General features: G+C 68.7%; 11 protein-coding genes. All 11 read left to right on the forward strand.

The annotated features are described in order from the left end of the window. Position 1: 1 nt before the first annotated feature. The gene (gene truA, locus HOP12_07710; protein ID NOT34040.1) at positions 2–733 is read left to right on the forward strand and encodes a tRNA pseudouridine(38-40) synthase TruA; all 732 of its coding nucleotides are present in this window, start codon (positions 2–4) and stop codon (positions 731–733) included. After that, on the forward strand, positions 733–1,905 hold the full coding sequence (locus HOP12_07715; GenBank protein ID NOT34041.1) for a trypsin-like serine protease: 1,173 nt from the start codon (positions 733–735) through the stop codon (positions 1,903–1,905). The genes truA and HOP12_07715 overlap by 1 nt, the downstream gene beginning before the upstream one ends. Further along, positions 1,902–3,203, forward strand: a complete 1,302-nt coding sequence (locus HOP12_07720; protein ID NOT34042.1) for an adenylosuccinate lyase — start codon at positions 1,902–1,904, stop codon at positions 3,201–3,203. The genes HOP12_07715 and HOP12_07720 overlap by 4 nt, the downstream gene beginning before the upstream one ends. After that, complete coding sequence (purL, locus tag HOP12_07725; protein ID NOT34043.1) at positions 3,200–5,554, forward strand: phosphoribosylformylglycinamidine synthase subunit PurL; 2,355 nt, start codon at positions 3,200–3,202, stop codon at positions 5,552–5,554. The genes HOP12_07720 and purL overlap by 4 nt, the downstream gene beginning before the upstream one ends. Beyond that, entirely contained in the window at positions 5,551–6,369 is an 819-nt protein-coding gene (gene purQ / locus HOP12_07730; GenBank protein ID NOT34044.1) for a phosphoribosylformylglycinamidine synthase I, read from the forward strand. Before purL ends, purQ begins: the two co-directional genes overlap by 4 nt. After that, a complete protein-coding gene (locus HOP12_07735) occupies positions 6,366–6,935 on the forward strand; it encodes a hypothetical protein (protein ID NOT34045.1) in 570 nt (189 codons plus the stop codon). The genes purQ and HOP12_07735 overlap by 4 nt, the downstream gene beginning before the upstream one ends. 31 nt (positions 6,936–6,966) lie before the next feature. After that, positions 6,967–8,400 carry an amidophosphoribosyltransferase gene (locus tag HOP12_07740; GenBank protein NOT34046.1) on the forward strand — a complete coding sequence of 478 codons (1,434 nt, stop codon included), beginning with the start codon at positions 6,967–6,969 and terminating at the stop codon, positions 8,398–8,400. A gap of 107 nt (positions 8,401–8,507) precedes the next feature. Continuing rightward, positions 8,508–10,034: a lysine--tRNA ligase gene (lysS, locus tag HOP12_07745; protein ID NOT34047.1), complete on the forward strand. Its 1,527-nt coding sequence runs from the start codon at positions 8,508–8,510 to the stop codon at positions 10,032–10,034. After that, positions 10,031–11,305 (forward strand): ABC transporter permease, encoded by a 1,275-nt coding sequence (locus HOP12_07750; GenBank protein ID NOT34048.1) that lies wholly within the window; start codon positions 10,031–10,033, stop codon positions 11,303–11,305. Before lysS ends, HOP12_07750 begins: the two co-directional genes overlap by 4 nt. 8 nt (positions 11,306–11,313) lie before the next feature. Next, complete coding sequence (locus HOP12_07755; protein NOT34049.1) at positions 11,314–12,048, forward strand: ABC transporter ATP-binding protein; 735 nt, start codon at positions 11,314–11,316, stop codon at positions 12,046–12,048. 2 nt (positions 12,049–12,050) lie between these two features. Beyond that, a partial coding sequence (locus HOP12_07760) for a hypothetical protein (protein ID NOT34050.1) occupies positions 12,051–12,544 on the forward strand: 494 nt, incomplete at its 3' end.

The raw sequence follows: 12,544 nt of genomic DNA on the forward strand, positions 1-12,544 counted from the left end.
GATGCGAACGTTCCGGCTCGACGTCGCCTACGATGGAACGGCGTTTCACGGCTGGCAGCGTCAACCCGGATTGCGAACCGTGCAGGGCGAGCTCGAACGGCAACTCTCGGAAGTACTGGAGGAAGACGTGAAGACCGTCGGCGCCGGACGCACCGATACCGGAGTTCACGCCCATGGTCAGGTGGCGAGCTTCCAGAGCGCAACGCGATTGCCGGCGCGAGCGCTTCCGCATCGGTTGGAGCGCGGACTTGGCGACGATGTTCGCGTCACCGCGGCGAGTGAGGCGATGTCCGATTTCGATGCGCGGCGCTCGGCGCGCGCGCGCCGCTATCGCTATCGGCTGCTCGACGCCGAGGACGTGCTGTGGGGCCGTTTCGCCTGGTGCCCGCGGCAGCGGTTCGACGGCGCGGCGCTGGCGGATGCGACCCGCGGGCTCGAGGGGGAGCACGATTTCAGCGCGTTCCGCGCCAGCGGAGGTGCTCCGACTTCGCCGCGCTGTCACATGCTGTCGATCGGCTGGGAACGGTGGGAGGCGGGCTGGCGGCTCGAGCTCGCCGCCGATCATTTCCTCTACCACATGGTTCGCAACATCGTCGGCACCGCGCTCGCAGCGAGCCGGACGTCGGATCCGCATGCGGCGATGCGCGCGGTGCTCGAGAGTCGAGAGCGTTCACGCGGCGGCGAAACGGCGCCGCCCCAGGGTCTGAGTCTCGAAGAAGTGAGGTATGCCTGATGCGAGTCGAATCCCCGCGGATGCGCGCGATGATGCTGGCCGGACTGGTCGCGGTGGTTGCGAGCGGAGGCGGATTCCTCGCCGCGCGCACACGCTTCGGCGGCGTCGGCGACGCGGCGGCGGCCGGTGAGATCAGCGCTTCGCGCCGCACCGCGGTGGTGACCGCGGCACAACGCGTCAGTCCCTCGGTGGTGTCCGTCAGCGTGGTGGCGAGCCGCGTGGTGCGCTCGGATCCGTTCGGCGGCGTGCTGCGCGATGAATTCTTCGATCGCTTCTTCCCGCCGACCGAATACCGCCAGCGGATTCCGGGACTCGGGTCGGGGTTCATCGTGGATCCGGGTGGCACGATCATGACGAACGAGCACGTGGTGCGCGACGCCGACGACATCAAGGTCACGCTCTCGGACGGCCGTCAGCTGAAGGCGCGACTGCTGGGTGCGAGCCCGATCTACGATGTCGCGGTGCTCAAGGTCGACGCCAGCGGCTTGCCCGCGGTGCGGCTGGGCGACAGCGATCATCTGGTGGTGGGCGAGTGGGCCATCGCGATCGGGAGCCCGTTCGGCTACCTGCTGAGCGACACCCAGCCGACCGTGACGGCCGGGGTGGTGAGCGCCACGCGTCGCGACATCAAGTCCGAGGCCTCGAACGTCGGCGTGTACAAGAACATGATTCAGACCGATGCGGCGATCAATCCTGGCAACAGCGGAGGACCGCTCGTCAACGCCGACGGCGAGGTGATCGGCATCAACTCCTTCATCTTCACGCAGGGCGGCGGCTCGATCGGGCTCGGCTTCGCGATCCCGATCAACCTGGGACGCCGGATCCTCGGCGAGCTGCAGAAGTACGGCCGCATCCGGATCGCTTGGCCCGGCTTCACCGTCCAGGCGATCACGCCCTATCTCGCGCAGCGTCTCGGATTTCGCGATACCGAGGGACTCGTGGTTTCGCGCGTGGACCCGGATGGGCCGGCCGCGCGCGCCGGCGTCAAGCCCGGCGATCGCGTCCGCTCGGTCAACGAGCGCCCGATCCGAAACGTCGACGATGCTCAGCGCTCGATCTACGGCGCCGAGGTCGGCGATCGCCTGAAGCTCGAGCTGGATCGCGCCGGCCGTTCGCTCACGCTCACCGTCACGCTCGAAGAGGCGCCGCGCAGCGGCGAGGTCACGAATTGATCGAACGCTACGCGCGACCCGCGATGGCGAAGGTCTGGAGCGATGCGCGCCGGCTCGAGCGCTGGCTCGAAGTTGAGCTGGCGGCGACCGCGGTGCGCGAACGCCGCGGCGAGGTCCCCGCGGGCAGCGTGGCACGGATACGCGCGAGCGCCCGCATCGACGTCGCGCGCATGGACGCGATCGAAGCGCAGGTGCGGCACGACGTGATTGCGTTCCTGAGCATGGTGGCCGAGACCGTTGGCGACGATGCGCGTCACCTGCACGTGGGCATGACCTCTTCCGATCTGGTGGACACCGCGCTGGCGTTACAGATTGCCGAGGCGGGTGCGGGACTGACCGGTGAGGTTTCGCGGCTTCGGCGCACCGTCTATGCGCTCGCTCAGACGCATCGGCGCACGCCCATGATCGGTCGATCGCACGGGGTGCATGCCGAGCCGATCACGTTCGGGCTCAAGTGCCTGCTGTGGAGCGAGGAGCTGGGGCGAGCGGAGCGCCGACTCGCCGCCGCGCTCGCCGACTGCGCGGTCGGAAAGTTCTCGGGCGCGGTCGGCACGCTCGCGCATCTCGACGCCGCGCTCGAGTCGGAAGCGCTGGCGAGCCTCGGCCTCGTCCCTGAGCCGATCGCCAACCAGGTGGTGCAGCGCGACCGACACGCGGCGCTGCTCGCGATGCTCGCGGTTCTGGGCGGCACGCTGGAGAAGATCGCGCTCGAGATCCGGCACCTGCAGCGCACCGAGGTGCGAGAGGTCGAAGAGCCGTTCGAGCTCGGGCAGAAGGGGTCCTCCGCGATGCCGCACAAGCGCAACCCGGTGCGTTGCGAGCGCGTCTGCGGCCTTGCGCGCCTGTTGCGAGCGCACGCCGCGGCGGGGTTCGAGAACCAGGCGCTGTGGCACGAACGCGACATCAGTCACTCGTCGGTCGAGCGAGTGATCTTCCCGGACGCGTTTCTGGTCGCCGATTTCATGGCGGCGGAACTCGAATCGGTGCTCGCCGGACTCGTGGTGCATGCCCCGCGCATGCGCTCCAACCTCGAAGCCGGTGGCGGCATCGTGCACTCGCAGCGGGTCCTGCTCGCGCTGGTCGCGGCCGGTCTGGCGCGCGACGAGGCGTACCGGGTGGTTCAGCGGCACGCGCTCGCCGCCCTGGATGGCGCGGTCCCCTTTCGAGCCGGGCTCGAGAGCGATCCCGAGGTGCGCGCACGCCTCGACGGCGCGTCACTCGCCGCGTGCTTCGACCTCGAACATCACCTTCGCAGCGTCGACGCGCTGTTCGCGCGCGCAGGAGTCCCCGCTTCATGAGCTCGGCCGCGCTCGACACGTTCGCCTATTCGCTCGAGGAGGCGCGGGATCCGGCGGCGGTCGCACGGCGGCTCGCCAGGCGCGGGGTGACGCTCGAGCCTGACGAGGTCGCGCTGCTGGTCGAGCTGCTGGGGCGTCCGCCGCGCTGGGCCGAGGTCGTGCTGTTCGGCATTCTCTGGAGCGAGCACTGTTCCTACAAGTCCACTCGACATCTGCTCAAGCAGCTTCCCACCGCAGCGCCCACTGTGATCCTCGGCCCTGGCGAGGATGCCGGCGTGGTGGCACTGCCGCCGCCGTGTGACGATCTCGCGCTGGTGCTCGCTCACGAGAGTCACAATCATCCGAGCCAGGTCCTGCCGGTCGAAGGTGCGGCGACCGGTGTGGGCGGCATCGTTCGAGACGTCGGCTGCATGGGTGCGGAAGTCATCGGGGTACTCGATAGTCTGCGATTCGGCGAGCCGGACGCGGACGGAGTCGCCGCGCGAGACATCGTGCGTGGCGTCGTGCGTGGGATCGCCGACTACGGCAATGCGCTCGGCGTTCCGAATCTCGGCGGCGACGTGGTGTTCGACTCGCGCTTCGCCGCCAACTGTCTGGTCAACGTGATGGCGGTGGGGCTGGTGCCGCGCGACGGAATCCTGCGCAGCCGCGTGCCCGAAGGACCGGGGCCGTGGGTGTTCGTGCTGGTCGGCAAGCCGACCGACGAGAGCGGCTTCGGCGGTGCCTCGTTCGCCTCCGGGGAGCTCGGCGAAGGCGATCAGCGCGGCGCGGTGCAGCTCCCGGATCCGTTCCTCAAGCGGGTGCTGCACGTCGCGAACGCCGAGATGTTCCGCCGCATCCGATCGCGCGGAATCGAGGTCGGCTTCAAAGATCTCGGCGCCGGGGGCGTGGCGTGCGCGACCAGCGAGCTGGCGGCTGCGGGTGGCCGCGGTGCGGAGGTACGGCTCGATTCCGTCCATCGCGTCGATCGCCCGATTCCGCCCGAGGTGCTGCTGTGTGCTGAGACACAGGAGCGCTTCTGCTGGGTGCTGCCCGCGGCGTTCGCCGATGAAGCCTGCACGCTCTACAACACCGAATACGCGCTCGACGACGTCTACCCGGGCGCCGGCGCGCGCGTGATCGGCGAGGTTCGAGACGAACCGTCGTTTCGAGTCACGTGGCACGGCGAGGCGCTGGTGGACTGTCCGGTCGACGCGATCACGACCGGGCGCCGCGTGGTACGTCCCGCGCAGCGCCGTGTGCCGGCGTCGAGGCTCGCCGCGGAACCGAGCGAGCTCGGCGCACGCGGCGCACTTCTCGCGCTGCTCGGGAGCTGGAACGGTGCCTCGCGCGAGTATCTGTTCCGCCACTACGACTCCGAGGTGCAGGGCCGCACCTGGATGCGGCCCGGTGAGGGGGACGCCACGGTGGCACGTGTTCACCCGGAGCGCCCGACCGGAGTGGCGTTCGCGGTCGCCGGCAATCCGCACTGGTGCGCGGCGGATCCCGACCTCGGCGCGCGCCACGCGGTGGCGGAGGCGGCGCGCAATCTGGCTTGCGTGGGCGCCCGTCCGCTCGCGTTGACCGACTGCCTCAACTTCGGCCACCCGAGCGACGAGCGGGTGATGGGCGACCTCGAAGCGACGATCGACGGATTGCGTGTCGCGGCGGAAGCGCTCGGCGAGCTCTCGGCGCCCGGCTACCCGCTGCCGTACGTGAGCGGCAACGTGAGCCTTCACAATCAGAGCGGTGCGGACGCGATCCCCCCCTCACCGATCGTCATGGCGGCGGGCGTGATCCGCGATGTCACCACGGCGCTCGGGCAGGCGCTGCAGGAGCCAGGAAATTTCCTGGTGCTCGCCGGACAGCGCCGCACCACGGTGACCGGCACGCAGTACGCGCGCACGGTGATGGGCGCCGCCGACACCGCTCCACCACCGCTCGATCTCGCGCACGAGGCGCGGCTGCAGGCACTCGCCGTCGCCGTCGCCGAGGATCGGCTTGCGGTCGCCGCGCACGACGTGTCGGATGGCGGCCTCGGCACCACACTCGCCGAGATGCTGCTGGCGCGCGCCGTCGAAACGCCGCTCGGAATCGAAGTGGATCTCGGCGCGCTGGAGTGTGAAGGGGCGATTGCACTGTTCTCGGAAGAGCCGGCAATCGTCTGGGAGGTGTCACCCGCGGCACTGCCGCGCTTCATGGCGGCCGCGCGCGAAGCCCGGGTGGTGGCGTGGCCGATCGGCACCGTCGCCGACCACTCCGAACTGCGCGTGCTGTGCGCCGCGGAGGACAGCATCACGTGGCGGCGTGACGAACTCGCGACCGCGGTCGAGTCGCCGCTTCCGCGACTATGGAACGAGGACCTGTCATGAGGCGGCCGCGCGTGGCGGTGGTGCAGTTCCCGGGCGTCAACTGTGAGCGCGAGAGCGCTCGAGCGCTGGAGCGTTCGGGGCTCGAAGCCGAAGTGTTCGGCTGGACGCGCGCGGCAAGTGAGCTGCACGACTTCGACGCGTATCTGATCCCGGGGGGATTCTCTTATCAGGATCGGGTGCGTGGAGGAGCCCTGGCGGCGAAGGATCCGCTGCTCGAGGCACTCGCCGCAGCCGCGGAGCGTGGCAAGCCGGTGCTGGGGATCTGCAACGGGGCGCAGGTCCTGGTCGAGGCCGGGCTGGTGCCGGGAGGCGAGCACGTGGAGCTGGCGCTGGCCGGCAATCGCATGCCCGACCGCTCCGGTTACTTCGCGCGCTGGATCTACGTACGCATCGAGGCGTCGGCTTGCGTCTTCACGCGCCATCTGCCGGTCGGCACGTTGTTGCCGCTTCCGATCGCGCACGGCGAGGGCCGCTTCACGAGTCGGGATCCGGATCGCCTTGCCGCACTCGGTGCGGCGGGTCAGGTTCCGTTGCGCTATGTCCGCGCCGACGGCACGCCCGCGGCGGGTTTTCCAGCCAATCCCAACGGCGCCGAGTTCGATGCTGCGGCAGTGTGCAATGCGCGTGGAAACGTACTCGCGATCATGCCGCATCCGGAGCGCGCGCTCAATGCGGGCGGGCTCGGCCGGGCCGTTGCAGGCGAGTGGGCCGCGCATCGCGATCGAGCTCGAGCGAGCGGAGAGGCGGATGCCGCGGGCCCGGGCTTGAGTCTGTTCGAAGGGCTGCAGCGCCATCTGGTCGCAGAGCGGACATGAGCGCGACTCAGGCGGTACTCGGTTCCTTCGCGCAGGCGTGGATCGAATCGCGTTCCGCGGATCCCGCTGCGGTCTCGGCGCTTGCCATTGCACGGTCGCGGCTGGCGGACGGCGTCGCGCTGCGGTCGCTGCGACGGATGCGCGTGATCGAACTCCGGGGGTCGCAGCGTCCGCCGGCGCTCATCGCGGAGCGACTGCACGAGTCGAGTCAGTTCTACAACCCGTTCAAGGAAAGCTGCACGCTCCGATCTGCATCGACCGATGCCGTGCCGCTGAATGGCGAAGAGGTCGTGCTGCTGGTGACCGAACGGGGAGCCGCGCGGCGAGCCGGGGCGGAGCGCTGGTGGGCGCAGCGCGAGCACGAGGCGATCGAGGTCCGGGAGGCGGTGGCGTGGATCCTCGCATTCGACGCGGAAGTCGGTGAGGCGGCCGAAACGCTCGCGAACCGACTCGCCGACTTGCGTGGACGCGGCAGCGGGTTACTGTGCAATCCGCATTCGCAGGAGTTGCGGTCGGCGACGCGCCGACCGCCGGTTCCCTGGATCGACGGAACCCCCGCGCCGTGACGCGGCGTCTCACACCCCGGGAGGGTCGTTCGTGAACGGTTGGTCGCCCGACAAGGCATGGCGTGAAGAGTGCGGAGTGTTCGCGGCGATCGGCGTGCCGCGCGCCGCCGCGGTCGTGGGGCTCGGACTGCACGCGCTGCAGCATCGCGGACAGGAGGCCACCGGCATCGTGTCCGCGGATCTCGACGGTGCTTTTCACAGTCACCGCGGCATCGGGCTCGTTTCCGACGTCTACACCGATGCGGTGTTGCGCAGCCTGCCGGGCCAGCTCGCGATCGGACACAATCGTTACTCGACCACCGGCGGCCTGACGATCGAGAACACTCAACCGCTGCGCGTGGTGTATCGCGGCGGCGCGCTCGCGCTGGCGCACAACGGCAACCTCGTGAACGCGGGTGCTCTGCGAGAGGGGCTCGAGGGCGCCGGTTCGATCTTTCAGACCACGCTCGATACGGAAGTGCTCCTTCACTTGATGGCGCTGGCCGGCGACTGCTCGGTCGAGGATGCACTGGTCGAGGCCGCGCAGCAGGTGACCGGTGCATTCTCGCTCGTGGTGCTGGCCCCCGATGCGGTGTTCGCGCTGCGCGACGCGCACGGCTTCCGGCCGCTGTGCATCGGTCGGCTGGGGGACGGGTACGTGGTCGCGAGCGAGACCTGCGCGCTCGATCTGGTCGGCGCGGACTACGTGCGCGACGTCGAGCGCGGTGAGCTGGTGCGGCTCGATTCGCAGGGCATGCGTTCGCGGCGGGCGCTGCCGGCCGCCGAGCCGGCACGCCACTGCATCTTCGAACACATCTACTTCTCGCGCCCCGACAGTCGCGTGTTCGGTGAAGGGGTCGATCGGGTGCGGCGGCGCATCGGCCATCGACTCGCCGCGGAGCAGCCGGCGGAGGCCGACGTGGTGATCGCGGTGCCGGACTCCAGCAACTCGATCGCGCTCGGCTACTCCGAGGCGTCGGGCACGGCGTTCGAGCTCGGTCTGATCCGCAACCACTACATCGGCCGCACGTTCATCCAGCCGCTGCAGGAAGAGCGCGACTCGAGCGTTCGCATCAAGTTCAATCCGGTGCGCGAGGTGCTCGAGGGACGGCGAGTGGTGGTGGTGGACGATTCGATCGTGCGCGGCACGACGAGTCGCAAGCTGGTTCGTATCCTGCGGCGCGCGGGTGCGAGCGAAGTCCACTTTCGAGTCGGCTCACCCCCGGTGACGCATCCGTGCTTCTACGGGATCGACACGCCGAGTCGGCGGGAGTTGATCGGCGCGGTCAAGAGTGTGGCGGAGATCGCCGAGTTCCTCGGTGTGGATTCGCTCGGCTATCTCTCGCACGAGGGATTGCTGGCGTGCGAGCGCGAGCCCGAGCGCTATTGCAGCGCGTGCTTCACCGGCCGGTATCCGGTCGCGGTCGATCCCCGCGCACACAAGCTCCAGTTCGAGGGAGTCACGCGCGCGGCGGGCGCGCGCTGACGCCGCACGGGCCACGGCCGCGGTTGACACCCCGCGCGCACGCTGCCTAGAGTCGCGCGATTCGAGCCCTGCCGTGCGGTGTGCGCACCGCCATCGCGAGGAGAGCCATGTCACTGCGTCTGCTGATGGACCAGCGACGCGAGAAGATCGCGCGCTGGCGCGAGATCGGCGTCGAGCCCTACGCCTATCGCTACGAGGTCACCCACCACGCGGCCGAGATCCTCGCGTGGGGGGATCGCGTCACCGAGCAGCCCGGTGAGCGAGTCCGGATCGCAGGGCGCGCGATGACGCTGCGCGGGCACGGCAAGGCGGGCTTCGCGCATCTGCTGGATCGCAGTGGGCGCGTACAGGCGTATTTCCGCGCCGATCAGCTCGGTGACCAGTATCGCCGCTATGAATTGCTCGACGTCGGTGACTGGGTCGGAGTCGAGGGTCCGGTGTTCCGTACCCGCACCGGTGAGATCACGGTGCGCGCGGACGCGGTCGAACTGCTGGCGAAATCGATCCGCCCGCTGCCCGAGAAGTGGCACGGGCTTCAGGACCCCGAGACGCGGTATCGCCAGCGCTACGCCGATCTGTTCGTGAACCTGCCGGTGCGCGAGGTGTTTCGAACCCGCTCGCGGGTGACGCGGGCGATCCGCGAGTTCCTCGACGGCCTCGGCTATCTCGAGGTCGAGACGCCGGTGCTGCAGCCGCTCTACGGCGGTGCGTTCGCGCGCCCGTTCGTGACGCGCCACCACGCGCTCGACATGGAACTGTACCTGCGTATTTCGGACGAGTTGTATCTCAAACGCCTGATCGTCGGCGGTCTGGATCGCGTCTACGAGTTCTCGCGCAACTTCCGCAATGAGGGCATGGATCGGTCGCACAATCCGGAATTCACGATCCTCGAGTACTACCAGGCCTTCGCGGACGTGCACGACATGATGAGCGTCACGGAGGCCCTGTTCGTGCGAGCGCTCGAGACTGCGACCGGAGGAACGAGGCTCGAGTACCAGGGACACGCGCTCGACTTCACGCCGCCGTGGCCGCGCGTCTCGATGATCGATCGCGTGAGCGACAAAGTAGGGGAGCGGGTCGACGACCTGGCGCCGGCCCGCATGCAGCGCCTGCTCGCGGCGCACGGACTCTCGGTGCGTCCCGGCTCGGGAGCTGGAACCATGCTCGACGAGCTGTTCAGCGCGCTGGTCCAGCCGGAGCTCGATCAACCGTGTTTTCTGGTCGACTTCCCGGCCGAGATGTCGCCGTTGGCGCGCCTCAGTCGCACGCGGCCCGGCGTGGTGGAGCGCTTCGAAGTGTTCGCAGCCGGTATGGAACTGGCCAATGCGTTCTCGGAGCAGAACGACCCCGATGCTCAGCGCGCCGCGTTCGAAGCCCAGATGGCGCTGAGGGCGGCCGGCGACGACGAGGCTCAGATGCTCGACCACGACTATCTCCGGGCGCTCGAGTACGGGATGCCGCCGACCGGTGGGGTGGGGATCGGATTCGACCGGCTCGTCATGCTGCTCACGAACTCGCGCTCGATTCGTGAGGTGCAGTTGTTTCCTCAACTGAGACCCGAGGAGGGCCGGCCGGTGTCCGACGACGAGACCGCGGAGGAGGACGCGCCCTCGGCCCCCCTCGCGCCGCATTGAACCTCCCGTTCTGGATCGCCGCCCGGTACTTGAAGACGCGGCGGCAGAGCGGTTTCATCACCCTGCTCACCGCGATTTCGATCGGAGGAGTCGCGGTCGGAGTCATGGCGCTGCTGGTGGTGCTGGCGGTCATGAACGGCTTCGAGAGCGAGGTGCAGACTCGCATCGCCGGGACCGACGCGCACATCGTGCTGCTCGGGCACGACACCGCCGGACTGCGTGATCCCGAGGCCGTGATGCGCCGGGCACGTCGCGTCGCAGGCGTCGTGGGAGTCGCTCCGTTCACCTACGCGAAGGCGATGGTATTCCACGGCGGCTTCGCGGAAGGCGTGGTGGTCAAGGGCGTCGACCTCGCGCGCGAGAACGACGTGACGTCGATCGCCCGCAATCTGACCCCCGTGCTGGCGCGTCTCGGAGACGGGGCGGGCGATGCGCTCCCCGAGGTGGCGCTCGGGAGTGAAGTCGTGAACCGGCTCTCGATCACGGTCGGCGACACCGTGCTGCTCGCGACCTTCACGGGTTCCGGCCGCTCGGTGACCGGCTACCAGACCAAGCTGCGTCGCTTCGTGCTCGCGGCGATTTTCCGCTCGGGGCTCTACACCTACGATTCGAGCTTCGGATTCGTGTCGATTCCGGCGGCACAAGAGTTCTTCGGCCTCGGCACGTCGGTCACCGGTGTCGCCGTGCGACTGCGCGACATGTTCGACGCGCCGGCCACCGCGGATCGCATCCTGGTCGAGGTGGCTCGGCCCGGGAGCGATCCGGGCGAGCACGATTCGGGCGACCCGACGCTGCGCGCGAACAACTGGATGGATCTCAATCGCAATCTGTTCACCTGGATGAAGCTCGAGAAGGCGGTGATGTTCCTGATCCTCGCGCTGATCGTTCTGGTCGCGGCATTCAGCATCGTGAGCACCCTGTTCATGGTGGTGAGCGAGAAGCGTCGCGACATCGGCGTGCTCAAGTCACTCGGCGCCAGCCGCGCGCTGATCCTTCGCATCTTCCTGGTCGAGGGTCTGCTCATCGGCGGCTTCGGCGTGACGATCGGCACCGGGCTCGGCGGGCTGGCGATCGCGCTGCTGGCGCGCTACCCGATCGTCACGCTTCCGGGCGACGTCTACTTCATCGAACGCCTGCCCGTGCGGCCCGAGGCGCCCGACTTCATTGCCGTGATCCTGGCCACCGTAGGACTTTGTCTGGCCGCTGCCCTCTACCCGGCATGGCGGGCGTCGCTTCTGGATCCGGTCGAGGCGATCCGGCGACAGGCCTGAGGTAACCGATGAGCTCGATCTCTGAATCGCATGCAAACAAGGACCTTGAAGGCCGAGACCTGGTTCTCAGCGTGCATGGCGTTTCACGTTCCTACTCGGCGCCGGCGGGAAATCTGCTGGTCCTGGACGCCGTCGATCTCGAAGTCCCGCGTGGCACAATTCTGGCTATTCTCGGAGTTTCCGGGGTCGGCAAGAGCACCCTGCTGAACATCCTCGGAACACTCGATCGACCGGACCGTGGCACGGTCGCGATTCGCGGAGAGCGGGTGGAGCATCTATCCGAAAGCGCACTGGCTGCGGTGCGCGCAAAGCGTCTGGGATTCGTGTTCCAGTTCCATCATCTGCTGCCCGAGTTCACCGCTGAGGAGAACGTGATGATGCCGCTGCTGATCGCAGGGGTCGAGCCCGGTGTGGCGCGCGCACGCGCCCGCGAGGCACTCGAGTCGGTCGGCTTGCCGGCCCGCTGGAGTCACCTGCCGTCGCAGCTCTCGGGCGGTGAGGCACAACGGGTCGCGGTGGCGAGAGCACTCGCGCCCGAACCGGACCTGGTGCTCGCAGACGAGCCGAGTGGCGATCTGGACCCGGTCTCGGCCGAAGCGCTGCACGATCTCCTGGTGCGACTGGCGCGCGAGCGGCAGCGCACCTTCGTGATCGCGACCCACGACGAGCGGCTCGCGCGTCGAGCGGATCGCACCGTGAAACTCGTGGATGGCCGGTTGAGTCCGTGGAACTCGGAGGTGTGAGCGTGCTGTGCCAGATCTGCGGCAAGAATCCGGCGAACGTGCACTTCACCGAGATTCACGACAACAAGATGACGGAGATCCACGTGTGCGAGCGCTGCGCCGAGGAGAAGGGGCTGCAGAGCCCGACCGCCAAGTCATTCGAGATCTCGGACATTCTCGCCGGCATGGTCGACAGCACGACCGCGAACGAGGAAGAGCGGGTCGGGAGCGTGCAGTGCCCGCGCTGCCAGTTGCCGTACTCGTCGTTCAAGGAGACCGGCCGCCTCGGGTGCTCCGAGTGCTACGTCGCGTTTCAGCCGCAGCTCCGTCGCCTGCTGCGCCAGATCCACGGCGACACGCGGCACCGCGGTCGCCATCCGAATCGCGAGGGCGCGGGACTCGAACGCTCGCGTCAGGTCCAGCGCCTGTATGACGAACTGCGCCGCGCGCTCGAAGGCGAGAACTACGAACGCGCGGCCGAGCTGCGCGACGAGATCCGGCGTCTCGAGCACGAAGG

This window comes from Candidatus Eisenbacteria bacterium (assembly GCA_013140805.1).
Taxonomy (GTDB): domain Bacteria; phylum Eisenbacteria; class RBG-16-71-46; order RBG-16-71-46; family RBG-16-71-46; genus JABFRW01.